Annotated in this window: 12 protein-coding genes; 8 read left to right on the top strand and 4 right to left on the bottom strand. The window is 68.5% G+C overall.

The features are described from left to right. Nucleotides 1-81 precede the first annotated feature (81 nt). From acnA to ACIQI8_RS08740, 3 genes are all read left to right on the top strand, one after another. A complete protein-coding gene (gene acnA, locus ACIQI8_RS08750) occupies nt 82-2796 on the top strand; it encodes an aconitate hydratase AcnA (RefSeq protein WP_402346279.1) in 2715 nt (904 codons plus the stop codon). 409 nt (nt 2797-3205) lie between these two features. Beyond that, a complete protein-coding gene (locus ACIQI8_RS08745) occupies nt 3206-3463 on the top strand; it encodes a hypothetical protein (RefSeq protein ID WP_402346278.1) in 258 nt (85 codons plus the stop codon). Beyond that, nucleotides 3460-5178, top strand: coding sequence for a sensor histidine kinase (locus ACIQI8_RS08740; protein WP_402346277.1), 1719 nt, complete (start codon nt 3460-3462; stop codon nt 5176-5178). Before ACIQI8_RS08745 ends, ACIQI8_RS08740 begins: the two co-directional genes overlap by 4 nt. Nucleotides 5179-5254: 76 nt before the next feature. Here the strand turns inward: ACIQI8_RS08740 and ACIQI8_RS08735 are convergent, their stop codons facing one another. Continuing rightward, on the bottom strand, nt 5255-6214 hold the full coding sequence (locus ACIQI8_RS08735) for an NEW3 domain-containing protein (protein WP_402346772.1): 960 nt from the start codon (nt 6212-6214) through the stop codon (nt 5255-5257). Nucleotides 6215-6243: 29 nt separating this feature from the next. Beyond that, nucleotides 6244-7524, bottom strand: a complete 1281-nt coding sequence (locus ACIQI8_RS08730; protein WP_402346275.1) for a glycoside hydrolase family 27 protein — start codon at nt 7522-7524, stop codon at nt 6244-6246. 316 nt (nt 7525-7840) lie between these two features. Here ACIQI8_RS08730 and ACIQI8_RS08725 point away from each other — a divergent pair, with 316 nt between their 5' ends. Together ACIQI8_RS08725 and ACIQI8_RS08720 are read left to right on the top strand one after the other, a co-directional pair. Continuing rightward, nucleotides 7841-8926 (top strand): lytic polysaccharide monooxygenase, encoded by a 1086-nt coding sequence (locus ACIQI8_RS08725; protein ID WP_402346273.1) that lies wholly within the window; start codon nt 7841-7843, stop codon nt 8924-8926. A gap of 426 nt (nt 8927-9352) precedes the next feature. Then, the gene (locus ACIQI8_RS08720) at nt 9353-12619 is read left to right on the top strand and encodes a GH92 family glycosyl hydrolase (RefSeq protein ID WP_402346271.1); all 3267 of its coding nucleotides are present in this window, start codon (nt 9353-9355) and stop codon (nt 12617-12619) included. A gap of 23 nt (nt 12620-12642) precedes the next feature. Here ACIQI8_RS08720 and ACIQI8_RS08715 read toward each other — a convergent pair whose 3' ends face one another. Next, the gene (locus ACIQI8_RS08715; RefSeq protein ID WP_402346269.1) at nt 12643-13131 is read right to left on the bottom strand and encodes a carboxymuconolactone decarboxylase family protein; all 489 of its coding nucleotides are present in this window, start codon (nt 13129-13131) and stop codon (nt 12643-12645) included. Nucleotides 13132-13319: 188 nt separating this feature from the next. On the opposite strand from ACIQI8_RS08715, the gene ACIQI8_RS08710 reads away from it, so the two are divergent. Further along, complete coding sequence (locus tag ACIQI8_RS08710; protein ID WP_402346267.1) at nt 13320-14222, top strand: RNA polymerase sigma-70 factor; 903 nt, start codon at nt 13320-13322, stop codon at nt 14220-14222. A 79-nt stretch (nt 14223-14301) separates the two neighbouring features. Here the strand turns inward: ACIQI8_RS08710 and ACIQI8_RS08705 are convergent, their stop codons facing one another. Next, on the bottom strand, nt 14302-18105 hold the full coding sequence (locus tag ACIQI8_RS08705) for a GH92 family glycosyl hydrolase (protein ID WP_402346770.1): 3804 nt from the start codon (nt 18103-18105) through the stop codon (nt 14302-14304). Between the two features lie 382 nt (nt 18106-18487). On the opposite strand from ACIQI8_RS08705, the gene ngcE reads away from it, so the two are divergent. Together ngcE and ACIQI8_RS08695 are read left to right on the top strand one after the other, a co-directional pair. Continuing rightward, entirely contained in the window at nt 18488-19954 is a 1467-nt protein-coding gene (gene ngcE / locus ACIQI8_RS08700) for an N-acetylglucosamine/diacetylchitobiose ABC transporter substrate-binding protein (RefSeq protein ID WP_402346265.1), read from the top strand. A 78-nt stretch (nt 19955-20032) separates the two neighbouring features. Continuing rightward, nucleotides 20033-20968, top strand: coding sequence for a carbohydrate ABC transporter permease (locus tag ACIQI8_RS08695; RefSeq protein ID WP_402346263.1), 936 nt, complete (start codon nt 20033-20035; stop codon nt 20966-20968). Nucleotides 20969-20972: the final 4 nt, after the last annotated feature.

Here is a 20972-nt window from a genome sequence, read left to right as displayed (position 1 = left end):
TTACCTTAGCGGATCGGCCAAGTAGCCGTGGCGGCAGGATCGTGGTGAGTGAGTACGCGCACATCAATGAAGGAGACTGTCGTGTCGGCGAACAGCTTCGACGCCCGCAGCACGCTGCAGGTGGGCGACGAGTCGTACGAGATCTTCCGGCTGGACAAGGTGGAAGGCTCGGCTCGCCTTCCGTACAGCCTGAAGGTGCTGCTGGAGAACCTGCTCCGCACCGAGGACGGCGCGAACATCACCGCCGACCACATCCGTGCCCTCGGTGGCTGGGACTCGCAGGCGCAGCCCAGCCAGGAGATCCAGTTCACGCCGGCCCGCGTGATCATGCAGGACTTCACCGGCGTGCCCTGTGTCGTGGACCTCGCCACCATGCGTGAGGCCGTCAAGGAGCTGGGCGGTGACGCGGCGAAGATCAACCCGCTGGCCCCCGCCGAGCTGGTCATCGACCACTCCGTCATCGCCGACAAGTTCGGCACCCACGAGGCCTTCGCGCAGAACGTCGAGCTGGAGTACGGCCGCAACCGCGAGCGCTACCAGTTCCTGCGCTGGGGCCAGACCGCCTTCGACGAGTTCAAGGTCGTCCCGCCGGGCACCGGCATCGTCCACCAGGTCAACATCGAGCACCTCGCCCGCACGGTCATGGTCCGCAACGGCCAGGCGTACCCCGACACCCTCGTCGGCACCGACTCCCACACCACCATGGTCAACGGCCTCGGCGTGCTGGGCTGGGGCGTCGGCGGCATCGAGGCCGAGGCCGCGATGCTCGGCCAGCCGGTCTCGATGCTCATCCCGCGCGTCGTCGGCTTCAAGCTGACCGGCGAGCTGACCCCGGGCACCACCGCCACCGACCTCGTGCTCACGATCACCGAGATGCTCCGCAAGCACGGCGTGGTCGGCAAGTTCGTCGAGTTCTACGGTGAAGGCGTCGCCGCCACCTCGCTCGCCAACCGCGCCACCATCGGCAACATGTCGCCGGAGTTCGGCTCCACCGCCGCGATCTTCCCGATCGACGCCGAGACCATCAAGTACCTGAAGCTGACGGGCCGCGACGCCCAGCAGCTCGCGCTCGTCGAGGCGTACGCCAAGGAGCAGGGCCTCTGGCTCGACCCGGCCGCCGAGCCCGACTTCTCCGAGAAGCTGGAACTCGACCTCGCCACGGTCGTCCCCTCGATCGCCGGACCGAAGCGCCCGCAGGACCGCATCGTCCTCGCCAACGCCGCCGAGCAGTTCAAGAGCGACGTGCGCAACTACGTCGCCGATGACGACGAGGCGGGCAAGGAGTCCTTCCCGGCCTCCGACTCCCCGGCCGCCAGCAACGGTGTGCCGAGCAACCCGGTCACCGTCACCGCCCCCGACGGCTCGACGTACGAACTCGACCACGGCGCGGTCACCGTCGCGGCCATCACCTCCTGCACCAACACCTCGAACCCGTACGTCATGGTCGCCGCCGCGCTGGTGGCCAAGAAGGCGGTCGAGAAGGGGCTGACGCGGAAGCCCTGGGTCAAGACCACCCTCGCACCCGGCTCCAAGGTCGTCACCGACTACTTCGACAAGGCGGGGCTCACCCCCTACCTCGACAAGGTCGGCTTCAACCTGGTCGGTTACGGCTGCACCACCTGCATCGGCAACTCGGGCCCCCTGCCCGAGGAGGTCTCCAAGGCCGTCAACGACCATGACCTGGCCGTGACTTCGGTGCTCTCCGGCAACCGCAACTTCGAGGGCCGGATCAACCCCGACGTCAAGATGAACTACCTGGCCTCCCCGCCGCTGGTCGTCGCGTACGCGCTGGCGGGCTCCATGAAGGTGGACATCACGCGCGACGCCCTGGGCACCGACCAGGACGGCAAGCCGGTCTTCCTCGAAGACATCTGGCCCTCCGAGGCCGAGGTCAACGACGTCGTGGCGAACGCCATCGGCGAGGACATGTTCAACAAGTCCTACGCCGACGTCTTCGCCGGTGACGCCCAGTGGCAGGCGCTGCCGATCCCGACCGGCAACACCTTCGAGTGGGACAGCGAGTCGACGTACGTCCGCAAGCCCCCGTACTTCGAGGGCATGACGATGGAGACCACCCCGGTCTCCGACATCGCGGGCGCCCGCGTCCTCGCCAAGCTGGGCGACTCGGTCACCACCGACCACATTTCCCCGGCCGGCGCCATCAAGGCCGACACCCCGGCCGGCAAGTACCTCACCGAGCACGGCATCGAGCGGCGTGACTTCAACTCCTACGGCTCGCGCCGAGGCAACCACGAGGTCATGATCCGCGGCACCTTCGCCAACATCCGCCTGCGCAACCAGGTCGCGCCGGGCACCGAGGGCGGCTTCACGCGTGACTTCACGCAGCCGGACGCCCCCGTCTCCTTCATCTACGACGCCTCGCGCAACTACATCGAGCAGGGCATCCCGCTGGTCATCCTGGCCGGCAAGGAGTACGGCTCCGGCTCGTCCCGCGACTGGGCCGCCAAGGGCACCGCGCTGCTCGGCGTCAAGGCCGTCATCGCCGAGTCCTACGAGCGCATCCACCGCTCGAACCTCATCGGCATGGGCGTCATCCCGCTGCAGTACCCGGCGGGCCAGTCCGCCCAGTCCCTCGGCCTGACCGGCGAGGAGGCCTTCTCCATCGCCGGCATCACCGAGCTGAACGACGGCACCACCCCGAGCACGGTCAAGGTCACCACCGACACCGGCGTGGAGTTCGACGCGGTCGTCCGCATCGACACCCCCGGCGAGGCCGACTACTACCGTAACGGCGGCATCCTGCAGTACGTGCTGCGCAACCTGATCCGCAACTAGCGGCTCCGGCAGGGCACTTGAGGGCCGCACCCCCGGCGACGGGGGTGCGGCCCTTCGCAATCCTTACCGTGGCTCGGCCCGTCCCCTCACTCCAGGCCGAACGCCCGCCGGCGTCCCGCGGGTGCCCTCGGGTATCTCGGCGCCCCTGCTGTACGTCGCGATGACGGGGGTGGAGCCGGTCTTCGCGTCGGTGTACCCCTGCCTGACCGCGCCAATGCCCCCTTCGGCCAACGGAGTTGACACGAAACCGGCCAGGGGCGAGCGGTCGCGGTCGGTTGTCCGCCCCGGTCCGCACCCCCGTCCGCAACCGGACTCCGCAGGTCCGCCCACCTGTCGGCCCGTCCGTTCGCACGGCTGCGGCTCAGTCGGAACACAGCATTCCCTCAGCCAACCGGTACAGGATCAGGACATGGCTGGCATCTCCGGAACCCGCAGCGGACGGGTTCACGTCCTCACCGTCGACGACGAACGCGCGCTCATCGAAGCGCTGTCCCTCGCCGTCACCGAGGCGGCCCCGCGGCTCTCTCCGGCCGGGGACGGACAGACCGCGCCCAGGCAGCTCAGCCTGTTGCTGAACCATCCTCGCCAAGCGCTGATCAAGGCCCCGATGATCCACACCGTGCGCGGCACGGGACACACCATCAGGCCCGTGGAGGAGGGGAGATGACCGTACGACCGCGCGGACGCTCTCCGCGAAGCCATCCGCATCTCTTCGGCGGACGCTCCCCGCGAAGCCATCCGCATCTCTTCGGCGGCCGCTCCCCGCAGCCCCGTCCGCCTCTTTTCCGCGGCCGCTCCCTGCGAAGCCGTCCGCCTCTCTTCCGCGGCCGCTCCCTCCGCACCCGTCTGCTCCTCTTCATCGGCGCGGTCCTCGTCGCCGTGTGCGCCGCGATGGCGGTCACCACCGTCTACGCCCAACGCGCCTATCTCCTCGGCAACTTGGACCAGCGCGTCACCGAAGCCGCCGACCGCAGCCTGGGCGGCGCCTCGCTGCACCCCGACCTCGACCGGGACCTCGCTTTCCTGTACGAGAGCGGCCACCCGGCCGGGATGCTCGCCGCCCGGCTCGACGACGACGGCGCCGTCCTCGCCGGGGCGGTCGTCAGCCAGGACGCGGCCCCGCAGGCGCTCAGCGACGACCAGCGGGCCGCCCTCAAGGGCCTCACGGCCGACGGTGCCAAGCACACCCGTACCGTCCCCGGCCTCGGCACCTACCGGCTCACCGTCCTGGACGACGACGGCGTCCGCGTGCTGGCCGGACTCCCGATGGGCGACGTACAGGACCTGATCACCAGACTGATGGTGGTCGAGGCGGTCGTGGCCGTCGTCGGGCTCGGCGCCGCGGGGGTCGTCTGCGCGGTGGTCGTACGACGTCAACTGCGGCCCCTGGGCCGGGTCGCCGCCACCGCCGTCGAGGTCTCCCGGGCGCCGCTGGACCGCGGCGAGGTCACCGGCCTCACCCGCGTCCCCGCCCGGGACACCGACCCCGGCAGCGAGGCCGGCCAGGTCGGCGCCGCGCTCAACCGGATGATCGAGCACGTCGAGTCCTCGCTCGCCGAACGGCAGCGCGGCGAGGAGGAGATGCGGCGCAGCGAGGAACGCATGCGGCGCTTCCTGGCCGACGCCAGCCACGAACTGCGCACCCCGCTCGCCTCCATCGCGGGCTACGCGGAGCTGATGAACAGCGGCACCGACCGGATCGAACCGGTGCTGGCCTGGCGTCGGGTGTCGGCGGAGTCGGCGCGGATGACCGGCCTGGTCGAGGATCTGCTGCTGCTCGCCCGGCTCGACGAGGGACGGCCCCTGCACGCGACCGAGGTCGACCTCGCGGCCGTGGTCGCGGAAGCGGTGTGGGACGCGCGGGCGGTGGGCGACGGCCACGACTGGCAGTTGTCGCTGCCCCTGGAGGCCCCCGCCCCGGTCGTCGGCGACGAGGAGCGGCTCCACCAGGTGGTGGCCAACCTGTTGGCCAACGCGCGTGTGCACACGCCTGTGGGCACCGCGGTGGCGGCCGAGGTGGCGGCCGTGGGGGAGCGGTGCGTGATCCGCGTGCGGGACAACGGGCCCGGTATTCCGGCCGAGTTGCTGCCCAGGGCCTTCGAACGCTTCACCCGCGCCGACTCCTCCCGGGCTCGGGCAGCCGGGTCGCCGGGCGGGGCGGGGCTCGGACTGGCCGTCGCGGCGGCGATCGTGGGCGCGCACGGCGGCCGGATCGACGTGACCAGCGTGCCGGGCCGCACGGAGTTCACGATCGATCTCCCGGCCGCCCGACTCCCGCCCGCCGAACCGGAGACGCGCGTCCGCCCGGCGCCGGTGCGGGAGAGCACCGTACGCCGGGCGGACGCTGTCGTCGAAGGTCGCGCCGGCGGAGTCAGGACCTGACCACCGGCCCGGACTTCAGGACCTGACCACCGGCCCGGACTTCAGGTCCGAGCCACCGGCTCCCGCTTCCGGACCGCTAGGGAGTGGTCGTGAACGAGTCGAAGTCGGCCTCGCCGGTCGTGCCGGAGGCGTGCGAGGTCTGGGTGAGGCCGACGTCCTGGGTGGCCGCGGCGGTCGGGACGTCGATGGTGCCCACCAGCTTCCACGTGGTGCTGTCGGTGGAGTAGTAGCCGCTGTACGAGGTGCCGGTGCGGACGAGCTTCAGCCATGACGGGTAGGTGGCGGTGCCGGTGGAGTCCTGCGAGTCCAGCCTTCCGTCGCCGTCGCTGTCCCAGTCGAGCAGATAGCCGTTGCCGGGGGTCGCGACCAGGGCCACATAGCCGGGTGAGGTGTTGGACTGGGTGATGTCGTTGCGGACCATGATCCCGGCCTTCGCCCAGACATCCGTGTTCGACTGGGAGTCGAGCTTCACCGTGGTCACGGAACCGTCGTGCTCGGCGCCGGGGAGATAGATCGTGCCGTACTCGTTGGTGCCGTTGTAGAGGTCAGCGCCCTGGGCCCGGATGCCGAGTCGGGTCCCGGACTGGCTGAAGCTCGCCGTGGTGGAGGCGAACGTCTTGAACGGGGCCTTCACTTGGTGGTTGACGGTGATCGTGTCACCGGCGGTGAGCCGGGTCCTCCCGTCCGACCGGAAGCGGTAACTCGCGCTCCCCTGGAAGTCGTTGGAGGCGAAGAGCTCCGACGAGGACGGGACGGACACGGAGTAGGTGGCCTTGAGCGCATGGCCACCACGGACCGTCCGGGCGCGGGTCACGTCACGTGTGGTGATCTTCGCGCCGGCCGGTCCGGTGAGGGTCAGGGCCGCGTCGGTGATCGACCGTGAACCGTTGTCGGACAGGACCGCGGTCACCGTACGCGTGGTGCTGTCGCTCGCCGCCGGCGCCCAGTCGAGCCCGAACGAGACGTCCGGAGCCGCGCCGGTCACCGGGCGGTGGGTGCCGTGGACCCGGTACAGGACCACGCCGTGCGGCGGCACGTTGGCGGCGATCCGGCCCGCGGACTCGGTCAGCCGCTTGCTCCACAGATCCCGCAGGGAGTAGTCGCGCGCGCCTTGGCCAGACCCAGCGCGGACGCGGTCGTCGCGACCTCCCGGGGTGCCGACCCGGTGTTGAACAGACCGACCACGGCATCGCCGTTGGGCTCGGTCTTCGCGAACACCTGCGAGTTCGCGTCCGAGGAGATCCGCTGGGCGTCGATGCCGTCCTGGTCCACCGCGAGGACGTCGGTGTTCTTCAACAGCGCGAGGTCGGCGGGGTCGAGGTCGGTCAGGTCGGTGCCGAGGATGAGCGGGGAGGCGGCCAGCGACCACAGACTCATCTGGGTCCTGCGCTCGTCGGGGGTGAGGCCGTTGTTCGCGCCGTTCCCGATCTCCAGGGAGTCGTAGTCGTTGTACCCGCCGGGACCGCCATACCCGGCCCAGGCGGCGACCTGGTCGAAGCGCGAGGCGATGGAGGCCCAGGTCGTCAGGGGGTAACTGCTGCCGTTCGGACCGCAGTAGCACTCGATGTCGCCACCGGTGCGCCAGCCGTTGGAGAGCTTCTTCCAGGTGGCCGCGTTGTTGATGTCCAGGTTGTTCGACAGCTCCAGATGGATCGGCCGACCCGTCTTCCGCAGGGCGTCCGACCAGGCCTGGACGTCCTGTTGGTCGGGCGTGCCGACACCGTCGATCTTGAGGTAGTCGATGCCCCAGCCGGCGAACTGACCGGCCCACGAGTCGACGAACGTCTGCGCGCCGGGCTTGGTGTAGTCGATGCCCACCATGCCACCGCAGTTGTAGTTGCTCTCCGTCGCCGTGGTCGCGATGTCCCGCGCGTGGTACGGGGTTCCCTTGATCTCCGTGTTCTTGGCGACCGCCTGCTGGGAGATGCCGGGAGTGACGTACAGGCCGAACTTCAGCCCCAGGGAGTGCACATGGTCGGCCACGACCTGGATGCCGTTCTCACCGCCGCGCGGCGGGAACCTGACGGGGTCGGTGACCCAGCGGCCGTACTGGTCGACGTCCGGCCCCTGGCTGCCCGGGCACTGGTACCAGAAGTCGTCGATGTTGGCGTAGACGAAACCATTCTTCGCGAGGCCGCTGGTCTTGAGCGCCTTCGCCTGCGCCTCGATGGTCCGCGCGGTCGGGTCGCGGCGGACGAAGCTCCAACTGCTCCATCCCAGCACGGGCTTGAGCCCGACACCGTTGTCAGAGGCCTGCGCGGGCTGACTGCCGGTCGCGGTGATTCCCGTGGTGAGCAGCAGCGCTCCGATAAGCGCGGCCAGCATCCCGCGGATGTGTCTTCTCATGAGCCGTTCCTCCATCGCAACGCCCACTTGCCTCAGAAAGCGCCAAGAACCAACCCCCCGGACGCGACAAGTGAACATGACCGAACGCCATTCACCGCATAGCGCGCTCGGCCAAGAATGAGTCAAGTCTGTGCGGCCACTGTGGCGGGACCGCTCGGCGTTTACAGTCGCCCCACTTCGCGCTAGCTTCCCCATAGGTGGGGTGGGAGCGCTCCCATGTCGCGCGGACCGGAACCCGTCGCCCAGCGGGCGCTCTCCACCCCGCCTCTCGGTATGTACGCATCCGCATGGCCGTACCCGAAGGAACTCATCTGTCATGATCCTGACAAGAATGGACGCCCCGCTACGTCGATTAACCCTCTCCAACCGCACCCGCGCCCTTCTCCTCGTCCTCGTCTCCGTCCTCGCCACCCTCCCTGCCCTCGCCCTGGTCATGGCGGCCGGCGGTCCGGCGCAGGCCCACGGCACCCCCATGAAGCCCGCCAGCCGCACCTTCCTGTGCTGGCAGGACGGCCTGACCGACACCGGGGAGATCAAGCCGGTCAACCCGGCCTGCAAAGCGGCCCAACAGGTCAGCGGTACAACGCCGTTCTACAACTGGTTCTCGGTGCTGCGCTCCGACGGTGCGGGACGCACCCGCGGCTTCGTGCCCGACGGTGAGCTGTGCAGTGGCGGCAACACCAACTTCACCGGCTTCAATCTCCCGCGCAGCGACTGGCCGTTGACCCATCTGACGTCCGGCGCGACCGTCGACTTCTCCTACAACGCCTGGGCCGCGCACCCGGGTTGGTTCTACGTCTACATCACCAAGGACGGTTTCGACCCGACGAAGACGCTCACCTGGAACGACATGGAGGCCACCCCCTTCGTCACCGTCGACCACCCGCCGCTCAACGGCACACCGGGCACGGTCGAGGCCAACTACTCCTGGTCCGGGCAGCTTCCGGCGAACAAGTCGGGGCGCCACATCATCTACATGGTGTGGCAGCGCTCGGACAGCGCGGAGACCTTCTACTCCTGCTCCGACGTCGTCTTCGACGGCGGCAACGGCGAGGTCACCGGTATCCACGACCCGGGCAACCCGACCGATCCGGTGCCGGGTGAATGCGCGGCGACCCGTCGTACGACCGGGAGTTGGAACGGCGGCTACCAGTCCGAGGTGACCGTCACCAACACCGGAAACGTCCCGATGCTGGGCTGGATGGTCGACTGGACGCTGCCCGGCGGGCAGAAGGTCGAGAGCCTCTGGAACGGCAATCCCACCTACACGGGACAGGACGTGATGGTCCACAACGCCGACTGGAACGGCTCGTTGAGCCCGGGACAGAGCACGACGTTCGGCTACGTCGTCTCCGGCGGTGGGGGTGACATGGCGACGGCTCTGCCCTGTCAGGTCGGCTGAGCCGACCGGGCCCCGAGCGAGCAGCTCTGGGCGGACCCCGGTGGTGGTCGGTGTAGCACCGGGGTCCGCGAGCCGACCGGTACCAAGGGGGGAGCGGTACCGGTCGGGGTGAGAGCCCCCGGTGCCCGACCTGACCGGGCGCCGGGGGAGAAGGCCGAGAAGCGGAGTTGAGCAGGTGGCGCGGCTTGTGGCGACGCTGCAGGTGCGACAACGTTGTCTAGTGGTGTGTACATGACTTTACTCCCCCAACCGACAACGATGTCAAGACAGTTGCGGAAGTGGCCACAAGTGGTCCGTACGGGTGGCTCCCGCGTGGGCCGTCACCTTGCCACGCGCTCTTCCGTGGTACGGGTGGCGCACGTTACTGTCCCTGCGGCTTGTGCGACCTGTGGTGCGCGACCCGTCCGAAGGAGGAGGGGCCGCGTCATGCGTTTCCGTCCTACGTCCCTGCTGCTGGCCGCCGCACTCGCGGTCGGCGGCGCCACCCCCGCCCTCGCGGCAACCGCCGCGCCGCCCCAGCTCGTCGACGACCCGACCGCGTACGTCGATCCCCTCATCGGCACCACGAACGGCGGCAATGTCTTCCCCGGCGCCGTGGTGCCCTTCGGCATGCTCTCCTGGAGCCCGGAGAACACCAGAGGCAACGCCACCAGTACGGCCGCGCCGGGCGGTTACCAGTACGACGCCACCCGCATCCGCGGCTTCAGCCTCACCCACATGTCCGGCACCGGCTGCGCGGGCGGCAGCGGCGACATCCCGTTCTTCCCGTACGCCGGTGAGGTCACCTCCTCCCCGGCGAGCGACACCAAGGACGCCGTCTACGCCTCGGACTTCAGCCACGCCGACGAGACCGCCGAGCCCGGCCACTACAAGGTCGGCCTCGCCTCCGGGGTCACCGCCGATCTGACGGCGACGGCTCGGACCGGCTCGGCGCAGTTCAGCTACCCGGCCGACAAGCCCGCCTCGATGCTGATCCGTACCGCCAACTCCGAGGTGGGCTCGACCGATTCGACGGTCACCATCGACCCGGAGACACGCACGGTCTCCGGCTCGGTCACCTCCGGCGACTTCTGCGGATACCTGGATCCTGAGGGCCAACGGGCCTACTACACCGTCTACTTCACGGCCAGGTTCGACCGCGACTTCAAGACGACCGGCACCTGGCAGGACGACAAGCTGACGCCGGGCTCGACCTCGGCGAGCGGCGGCACGGGCGGCTTCTCAGGCGGCGGCCGACCGGTCGCGGGCAAGGGCGCCGGTGGTTACGTCGAGTTCGAGCCGGGCGACGGGCCGGTCAACGCCAAGGTCGGTATCTCCTACGTCAGTCAGGCCGGCGCCACCGCCAACCTGGCCGCGGAGAACCCGCCGCGCCGCTCCTTCGACGCGGTGAAGAAGGCCGCCCAGCGCGCCTGGCGGGACCGCCTCGACGCGATCCGGGTCGGCGGCGGCACTGACGACGAGCGCAGAACCTTCTACACCGCGCTCTACCACGCCCTCATCCACCCGAACGTGATCAGCGACGCCGACCGCAGATACCGCGGCAGCGACGGCGAGGTGCACCGGGTCTCCCGGGGCCACGAGGCCCAGTACGGCACCTTCTCCGGCTGGGACGTCTACCGCGACCAGGTGCAGCTGCTCACCCTGCTCAGTCCGCGCACCGGCTCGGACATCGCGCAGTCGCTGTACGAACTCGCCCAGCAGAACGGCGGGATCTGGGACCGCTGGCTGCACGGAGCGAGCGGCACCCACGTCATGAACGGCGACCCCTCACCGACCGCCCTGGCCGGCATCCGCGCCTTCGGCGGCACGGACTTCGACCTGCGCGGCGCGCTGAACTCGCTCGTCAAGGCGGCCACCGTACCGACCCCGCAGGACCTGTCATCGTCGGGCAAGCCGGTCCTCTCCGTGGGTCAACGGCCGTCCCTCGACAAGTACTTGGACCTGCACTACATGCCCTCGGTCTCCAACGCCTGGGGCGGCGCGGCCGAGACGCTGGAGATGTCCACCGCCGACTTCTCGCTCTCCCAACTCGCCGCGGCGGCCGGGAAGAAGGACACGGCGGCCACCTTCGCCAAGCGCTCCCAGTGGTGGCAGAACAACTTCAACATCGCGGCCGACCCGACGGGCGGCTACATCGCCAACCGCAAGGCGGACGGCAGTTGGGTCACCGGCTTCACCCCGGCCACCGGCAACGGCTTCGTCGAGGGCACGGCGGCCCAGTACACGTGGATGGTCCAGCACAACCCGGCCGGGCTGTTCGCGGCCATGGGCGGCAAGGACGAGGCCCTCAAGCGCCTCGACACCTTCTTCCACGAGGACGACGGCAGCTGGGCGTTCACCGGCAGCGGCGGCGACAAGTCCGAACTGGACAACGAGCCGTCCATCAACGTGCCCTACCTGTACGACTACGCGGGCGCGCCCTACAAGACGCAGGAGACCGTCCGCGCCGCGATGACGCAGCTGTGGTCCACCAAGACCAACGGCATCCCCGGCAACGACGACCTCGGCGCGATGTCGTCCTGGTACGTCTTCTCCGCGCTCGGCATGTACCCGCAGGTGCCCTCGCGCGCCGAACTCGTCCTGGCCTCACCGCTGTTCCCGCGCGTCGAGATCGACCGGCCGGAGGGCAACGACATCTCGATCCGCGCGACGGGTGCCGCGGCCGACGCGCCGTACATCCAGTCGCTGAAGGTCAACGGCCGTTCCAGTGACCGCTCGTGGCTGCCGGCGTCCTTCGTGCGCGACGGCGGGCGGCTCGACTACACCCTCTCCTCCACCCCGAACCGCGACTGGGGCACCTCCCAGGCCCCGCCGTCCTTCCGGGACGGCGAGCAGCCGTACCAGATCGGCGTCGGTCCGACCGCGGCGACGATCGCACCCGGCGAGAGCGCCGAGGTGGACATCCGCGCGCTGGCCGTCAGCGGCGGCACCGGACCCGAGGTGCGCTTCAAGGTCGAGACGCCCGACGGGATCTCGGCGACCCCGGCCGAGGGCACGGTGACCGACGGCTCGCAGAAGATCACCCTGTCCGCGGCGAAGGACGTGAAGCAGGGCTTCTTCGAGGCCAAGGTCACGGTCACCTCGGGCGACGACTCCTACGTGCAACCGGTCGCCCTCACGGTGGCCGCCCCCGGCACCCTGCTCGCCGCCTACAACAACACCGGCGTCTCCGACGACGTGGGCGAGCACGACGAGGCCGACTACGACGGCGGCGGCTGGAGCTACTCCCGCCAGGCCCTCGCCGCGGCCGGTCTCACCGCGGGCGGACAGGGCACGGTCGACGGTCTGAGCTTCACCTGGCCCAACTCGCCGGCCGCCCGTCCCGACAACGCCTACGCGTCCGGGCAGACCGTCCGACTCGACGCCCCCGCGGCCAAGTTGTCGTTCATCGGCAGCGCGGTCAACGGCAACCAGCGCACCACCGCCACGGTCACCTACACCGACGGCAGCACCGGCACGGTCGACCTGTCCTTCACCGACTGGACCGTCGGCGGAGGCGGCGGCACCGTCCAGTACGGCAACCTGGTCGTCGCCAAGGCCGCGTACCGGAACGTGGCCGGCGCGGACAAGGACCCGGTGGCGACGTACGTCTTCGCCACCAAGACCTTCGCCGCACCGGACGGCAAGACGATCGCGAGCGTGCAACTGCCGCAGAACACGGACCTGCACGTGTTCACCCTCGCGACCGGCTGACGCGGAGTTCAGCGCCGCCGCCGTCATCCGGCGGCGGCGGCGCTGAACATGCCGACCTCGTAGGAGCCGCCCTTCTGGTGCACGATCACGGCGAGCCGGTTGGCCGCGTTGATCAGCGCGACCAGGCAGACCAGCGCGCCGATCTGGTCGTCGTCGTAGTGCTTGCGCACCTGGTCCCAGGTCTCGTCGGACACGCCCTGCTGGGCGTCCGCCATCCTGGTGCCCTCCTCGGCGAAGGCCAGTGCGGCCTGTTCGGCCTCGGTGAAGACGGTGGACTCGCGCCACGCGGCGACGAGCATCAGCCGGACCGAGGTCTCGCCGGCCGCCGCCATCTCCTTGGTGTGGTAATCGATGCACCAGCCGCAGCCGTTGATCTGGCTGGCGCGCAAGGACACCAGCTCCTGGGTCGACTTGGGCAACGGCGACTGCTCGATCACCAGGCTCGCGTTGGCGAACCGCTTGGTGAACTTGGCGGCGATCTCGTTCTCGAACAGGTTGAATCGAGCTTCCATGATCTCGTCCTCACTCGTGGCGTCGCGCTGCGATGCGCTGCGTCGGATGCACAAGAGATGCCGGCGCCCCGCTCCGTGTGACAGGACGGCCATGTGACGTACGCCACCGCGCAGGGGTGTCACGGAGCGGCGGTGGCCGGCGTCTTGTGCGCGTGACATCGTCGGATACGAGCAGGCAGGAGCAGCCGGTGACGGGCGAGAACAGCGAGACCGCGCAGGACACGGCCACCGAGGCGTTCGTCGCCCACCGCAATCTGCTGTTCACGGTCGCCTACGAGATGCTCGGCTCGGCCGCCGACGCCGAGGACGTCCTCCAGGAGACCTGGATGCGGTGGTCCGGCGTCGACCTGGACACGGTGCGTGACCAGCGCGCGTATCTGGTCCGGATCACCACGCGCCAGGCCCTGAGCCGGCTGCGCACCCTCGCCCGCCGCAAGGAGTCCTACGTCGGCTCCTGGCTGCCCGCGCCGCTGCTGACGGCCCCGGACGTGGCCGAGGACGTCGAACTGGCCGACAGCGTCTCCATGGCCATGCTGCTGGTCCTGGAGACCCTCGCGCCCACCGAGCGGGCGGTGTTCGTGCTGCGCGAGGTGTTCGACCTCGACTACGACGAGATCGCCGAGGCCGTCGACAAGACCCCGGTCGCGGTCCGCCAGATCGCGCACCGGGCCCGGGCGCACGTCGCCTCGCGCCGGCCGCGTGGTGCCGTGACCGTGACCGAGACCCGGCACGTGCTCGCCGCCTTCCAACGGGCGGTCGACACGGGTGACTTGCAGAGCCTGTTCGACGTACTCGCCCCGGACGTGGTCCTGTTGGGTGATGGAGGCGGGATCAAGCATGCCGTGCTACGGCCGGTCACGGGTGCCGACAAGGTGGGCCGGCTACTGCTCGCGGGCCTGGGCCGGGTCACCGGCTGGGAGCTGGGCCCGGTGCTGGTCAACGGCTGCCCCGCGCTGGTCTTCCGGCTCGACGGCGAGGTGGACACCGTGCTGGCGGTCCGCATCGACGACGGCCTGATCACCGGCCTCTACGCCGTGCGCAATCCCGAGAAGCTGTCGCACATGGGGCAGGAGAACACCCTGAGCCGCTGAGCGGACGGCAAGGGGGACGCGCCGCACTCGACGCGTCCCCCGAACCGTTCACAGGTCATCCGACCCGGAACTCACCCGCTCACGCGAGCAGTTCGACCTCCGACACGGTCGCTTCCGCGTCGAACACCAGGCGGTACTTCCCGTACGTGCCCGGCGATCCGACGCTGAACGCCCGGGTCTGCCGGTCCCAGGTGAAGGACTGGCCCGACCGCTTGTCGAGCGTCTTCCACGTGGTCCCGTCACTCGAGCCCTGAAGGGTCCAGCCGGTCGGCGCCTTGGTGTGGTCGGCGGACGAAGTGACCGTGTACTGGAGCCCCTTCGTGTCGCCGGTCACCGGCAGGTCCACCGACGTCACCGTCGCGCTGGTCGCCGAGGTGTTGTCGAACAGCGCCCCGTCACCCTTCAGCACGTCCGCACGGGGCGTCGGCGCATTGTCGTCCTGGGTGATCGACGCGGGCGCCGCGTTCTTGCCGGTGCCCCACGAGGACGGCTTCGGGCCCATGTCGAAGTTGAGGACACCGCCCTCCTCCAGCAGCGAGTGGGGGAGCGAAGTCGACGTCCAGTTGTGGCCGTTGACCTTCAAACCCTGCACGTAGACGTTCTTGTCGCTGTTCTTCGGCGCCTTGACGACGAGGTCCTCGCCGTTCTCCAGGTGCACGGTGACCTTCTTGAACAGCGGGGAGCCGATGGCGTACTCGCCGCTGCCCATCACGAGCGGGTAGAAGCCGAGCGCGGAGAAGAGGTACCAGGCCGACTGCTCGCCGTTGTCCTCGTCGCCGTGGTAGCCCTGCCCGATCTCGCTGCCGGTGTAGAGGCGGGAGAGCACCTCGCGGACGTTCTTCTGCGCCTTGTAGGGCTCGCCCGCCGCGTCGTACATGTAGATGACGTGGTGGGCGACCTGGTTGGAGTGCCCGTACTGGCCCAGGCGCACGTCCCGCGCCTCGGTCATCTCGTGGATGACACCGCCGTAGGAACCGACGTTCTCGGGCGAGGCCGTCTCAGGGGTCGAGAAGTACTCGTCGAGCTTGTCACCGAGGGCGCTCCGGCCGCCGTACAGGTTGGCCAGGCCCCGGCTGTCCTGCGGGACGGTGAAGGCGTAGCCCCAGCCGTCGGTCTCCGTGTAGTCGTAACCCCACACCTTGGGGTCGTACTTGGCGGAGTCGACGCGCCAGTTGCCCTTGGCGTCCTTGCCCTGGAAGAAGCCGGCCTTGGAGTCGTAGAGGTTCACGTAGTCCTGGGCGCGGTTGAGGAAGTACTCCGACTCCTCCTTGTAGCGCTTGTCCTTGGTCTTCTTGTAGAGGGCCTTGCCCATCTGCGCGATGCCGTAGTCGTTGACGTAGCCCTCCATCGCCCAGGAGAAGCCCTCGCCGGTGTCGGTACTGGTGTAGCCGAGGAACGGCGAGGTCGCCATGCCCTTGCGGCCCACACCGGAGGACGGCGGCACGACGGTCGCGTTCTTCACGGCCGCGTCGTAGGCCGACTTGGCGTCGAAGTCGACTCCCTTGACGTACGCGTCCGCGAAGGCCACGTCCGAGGAGGTGCCGGTCATCAGGTCCGCGTAGCCGGGGGAGGACCAGCGAGAGGTCCAGCCGCCGTCCTTGTACTGCTGCACGAACCCGTCGACCATCTCGCCCGCCTGAGAGGGCGTCAGGAACGAGTACGCCGGCCAGGTGGTCCGATAGGTGTCCCAGAAGCCGTTGTTGACGTACACCTTGCCGTCCACGATCTTCGCGCCGGTGTGCGTCGGGGTGTCGGGACCCGGCATCGGCGAGAACGGGGAGGCGTACTGGTACTTCGAACCGACCTTCTCGAAGCCGGAGTTGGGGTACAGGTACAGCCGGTACATGCTGGAGTACAGCGTGGTCAGCTGGTCCGCCGTGGCGCCCTCGACCTCGACCTTGTCGAAGATCCTGTCCCAGGTGCGCTGGGCCTTCTTCTTGACCGAGTCGAAGGACGTGCCGTCCGGGATCTCCTGGCGGAGGTTGTCCTTGGCCTGGTCGATGCTGATCAGCGAGGTCGCGATGCGCAGCGTCACCGTGCGGTCGGCGCCCGCGTCGAACTTCAGGTACCCCTTGACCCCGCTGGACGAGCCGTCCTTGACGGGCTTGTCGAAGGTGCCGTAGACGAACAGCCGGGTCGCGCCGGTCGACAGGCCCGACTTGACGTCCGAGTAGCCGGTGAAGGTCCCGGTCGCCGGGTCGAGCGTGAGCCCGGCCTGGTCGGTCACGTTGTCGAACAGGACGTTCGCGTCGTCACCGGGGAAGGTGAAGCGCATGGTCGCCGCGTGGTCGGTCGGCGTCATCTCGGTCTTGAGACCGTTCTCGAACGTGACGCCGTAGTAGTAGGGCCGCGCGGTCTCGTTCTCGTGCCTGAACGCCAACTCCCGTGCCTCACGGCCGGTTTCCGGGGTTCCGGAGGCCGCCGAGGGCATCACCTGGAAGGTCTGCCGGTCACCCATCCAGGGGCTCGGCTCATGGCTCGCGCTGAACGCCTGGATCGTCGGCAGGTTGTCGTCGTTGTTGGCCCGCGCGTAGTCGTACAGCCAGCTCAACGAGGACGCGTTGGTCACCGGCGTCCAGAAGTTGAAGCCGTGCGGCACGGCGGTCGCGGGGAAGTTGTTGCCGCGCGAGAAGCCGCCGCTGGAGTTGGTGCCACGGGTGGTGAGGGCGTAGTCCGACAGATGCGCCTTCGGCTTCTCCTCCGCCGCCCGGTCGATCTTCACGTCGTCAAGCCAGCCGCGGAACTTCGCCGGGCCCTTCGCGGAGTCGTACGCCACCAGGATCCGGTCGACGGTCTTGCCGGAGGCGACCGAACCGATCCCCGAGACCACGTTGTTCCACTGGTTGACGTAGAGGATCTTGGCGGCCCCCTGCGCCTTCGGCGTCAGACCGAAACCGTGCTGGTCGGTTGCGCCCAGGTCGCTCAGATAGGTGCCGTCGGTGAAGGCCAGGTCGACGGAGACGTTCGTGGCGTCGTAGTCGAGGTCGCCGTCGGCCATCGACGGGAAGATCCGGTACGACAGTTCGGTGTCGCGGCGCACGGACACGTTCACGTCGAAGACCTTGTTGTACGAGTACGCCTGGCCGTCGGCGGTGTGGCGTCCCGCGTACCGCAGCGCCCGCTTGCCGGTGAAGCCGGCCCCCGCCTTCGCGGTCGGCGAGCCCGCCGGGCCGCGGTCGACCAGCGTCAGCATGTCCTGCGGCACCGGACCGCCGCTGCCGCCGGTGGAGAACTGCACATCGGCGAGCTGCAGGATGTCGGAGGCGCCGTTGTTCTTGGTGATGTCGAGCCGGAAGTGCGCGTACTCGGCCGGTTCGGCGAGGTCGTACGTCTTGGTCTGGAAGCGCTCGGAGAAGGTCTCACCGGAGCGGGTGTCGACCGTCTTCCAGTCCTTGCCGTCCGTGGAGCCCTGCAGGGTCCAGTCCTTGGGGTCGCGCTCGTCGAAGTCGTTGGCGGAAGTAAGCGCGTACGTCACGATCTTCGCCGGCTTGTCGAGGTCGAACTCGACCCAGCCGGTGGGCTCGAAGGTCAGCCACTTGGTGCCGGCCTCGCCGTCGACGAGGTTCTCCTTCACCTCGCCGCCGCCCGTGTTCTCCGAGCTGGCCCGGACGTCCGTGACGTGGTCGGACACGTTGCCCGGGATGCCGGTGCTGTAGCCGCCGTCCACGCCCGAGGCCCGCTTGGTGCCGTCGGGCTTCGTGTCGACCGTGTTCAGCCAGTCCGGCGCCGGATCGCCCGCCTCGAAGGAGGACGAGAACTCCCGGTCGGCCGGCTTGGGCTTCGCAGAAAGCGCTGTCGCCGCTCCCTGGGAGCCCACCGCCAATGCAAAAGCGGCCGTCAGTACGACGGCCGTTCCCCATCTGTGTCTCGTTCTGTACCGCACCATCTCCGGCACCCTCCCTGCGCGATCGGACAACGTTGTCACCTTCCAGGCGCAGAACCCAGTAGTGGGTCAAGTGGCCAGCGATGTCAAGGGTGTTGAGTGTGGCATTCGGGGCCTATGTCGCGGATTTTTCCGGCAAGGCGCCCACAGGGGGCTCATATTTCCGCGAGGTCTCAACTCGGATAAGACCAACGGCCAACCTTGCATTCGATCTTGCTCCGTTGGCGGGAAGTGGACTATACCTGTCGGCGATTCACCCGATGCGTTCGTCATGATCCGCACGGCATGATTCGTTACTCCTGCACGACCCTGCTTGACCTGACCGCGGTGCCGGGAGGATCCGGTTCACCGCCTGAGTCCTGGAGAAGGCGAGGACTTGAGCATGGGATCCACTTCCGCCGAGAACAGCGGTTCCGAACACAACGACGCGGCGGGTGTCGGCCGTCGCGACCTGATCCGGCGGTCCGCCGCACTCGGCCTGATCGCCGTACCCACGATGAGCTTCCTGTCGGCGTGTGCCAGCGGTGGCGGGGACGGCGACTCGGGCGACAACAACGAGACCCAGGGCACGACGTCCAAGACGAACCCGTTCGGAGTGAAGAAGGGCACCAAGCTCGACGTGGTCGTCTTCAAGGGCGGTTACGGCGACGACTACGCCAAGGCGTGGGAGGCCAGCTTCCAGAAGAAGTGGGGCATCACCTCCACCCACACCGGCACCCAGGAGATCACCGGCAAGCTCCAGCCGCGCTTCAACGGCGGCACCCCGCCGGACATCGTCGACGACTCCGGCGCCCAGCAGATCAAGATCGACGTCCTCAACCGCAACGGCCAACTCCTCGACCTCGCCGTGGTCCTGGACGCCCCCTCGGTCGACGACCCGTCCAAGAAGGTCCGCGACACCGTCATCCCGGGCACGCTCGACCCGGGCCTGCAGGAGGGCAAGATCGTCGCCCTCAACTACATCTACACGGTGTGGGGCCTGTGGTACTCCGGCAAGCTCTTCAAGGAGAAGGGCTGGGAGGAGCCGAAGACCTGGGCGGACTTCATCGCCGTCTGTCAGGCCGCCAAGAAGGACGGCATCGGCGGCCTCGCCCACCAGGGCAAGTACCCGTACTACATCAATGTCGCCATCATGGACATGATCGCCAAGAAGGGCGGTCTGGACGCCATGAAGGCGATCGACAACCTCGACCCCAAGGCCTTCGTGGGGTCCGAGGCGGCGCAGGCGGGTGTCGAGGCGATCTACGAGATCGTCGAGAAGGGCCTGTTGATGCCCGGCACCAACGGCCTGACCCACACCGAGTCGCAGACCCGCTGGAACCAGTACAAGGCCGCGTTCATCACCTGCGGTTCCTGGCTGGAGAACGAGCAGCTCAAGCAGACCCCGGCGGACTTCGACATGAAGTTCATGCCGATGCCCCTGCTGCCCGACAGCAAGCTCCCCTTCGAGGCGATCAGGGCCGGCTCCGGCGAGCCCTTCATCATCCCGAAGAAGGCCAGCAACCTGGCCGGCGCCAAGGAGTTCATGCGGCTGATGCTCTCCAAGGAGTGGTCGACGACGTTCGCCAAGGAGGCCAACTCGCTGACCATCCTCAAGGACGGCGTCGACCCGAGCGTCAAGCTGCGCCCGGGCACCCAGTCCACGGTCGAGGCGTCCAAGGCCGCCGGCGACAACACCTTCCGCTTCCTGTACACGGAGTGGTACAGCGAGATGGGCACCGCCATCGAGGCCGCGTCCAACGAGCTGATGGCCAAGCGCATCCAGCCCAAGGAGTGGCTCAAGCGCTGCCAGGCCGCGGTCGACAAGCAGGCCAAGGACCCGGCCTCGAAGAAGAACCACCGCGACTAGCAGACGCACGTCGTCCGGCACCCGCGTCCCCTTCGGGGGGCGCGGGTGCCGACCGGAGCATCAGGGGCAGGAACGCCAATGCGCAAAGGGCAGTACAGGTTCGTCGCGGGATTTCTCTTCGCTCCCGTGGCGCTCTATCTGATCTTCGTCATCTGGCCGTACATCCAGACGTTCGGCTATTCGCTCACCGACTGGCAGGGCGAGTCGCAGACCTTCCATTTCGTCGGTCTCGACAACTACAGGGCGCTTTTCCAGGACGACATCTTCCTGAAGGCGATCTGGCACAACATCCTGTTCCTGGTGTTCATCCCGGTGATCACCATTCTGCTCGCCCTCTTCTTCGCCTTCATGCTGAACGCGGGCGGCCGTTCCCGCGCCGGCGGAGTTCAGGGCGTCGCCGGATCCAAGTTCTACAAAATCGTCTACTTCTTCCCGCAGGTCCTCTCGCTCGCGATTCTCGCGGTGCTGTTCAACGCGATCTACCGCAGCGACGAAGGCGGCCTGCTCAACGGTGTCCTGACGAAGATCGGGCTGGTCGACTCACAGAATCCGGTGGAATGGCTCAACGAGCCCAACCTGGTGCTGTGGGCGCTGATGCTGGTCGTCGTCTGGCACGGCGTCGGTTTCTATCTGGTGCTGTTCTCGGCCGCCATGCAGTCCATCCCGCGGGACATCTACGAGGCCGCCCTGATCGACGGCGCGAACCGCTCCCAGTCCTTCTTCCGCATCACCCTGCCCCTGCTGTGGGACTCCGTGCAGACCGCCTGGGTGTACCTGGGCATCGTGGCGATGGACATGTTCGTCCTGGTCTCCTCGATGACCGCGAACATGGGCGCGTACGGCGGCGGCCCCGACCACGACAGCGAGGTCATGGCCACCGTGATGATGCGCAACTTCCTCTACTACGGGAAGAGCGGCTACGCCTGCGCCATGGGCGTCGTGATGCTCCTCCTGACCCTGGTCCTGTCCGTGGTCACGCTGCGCGCCACCCGCCGCGACCGCATCGAGTACTGAGCGG

It is taken from the genome of Streptomyces sp. NPDC092369 (assembly GCF_044755245.1).
Classification (GTDB): Bacteria; Actinomycetota; Actinomycetes; order Streptomycetales; family Streptomycetaceae; genus Streptomyces.
Note: the sequence above shows the minus strand (reverse complement) of the source record. Positions and strands in the feature narration are given on the sequence as shown.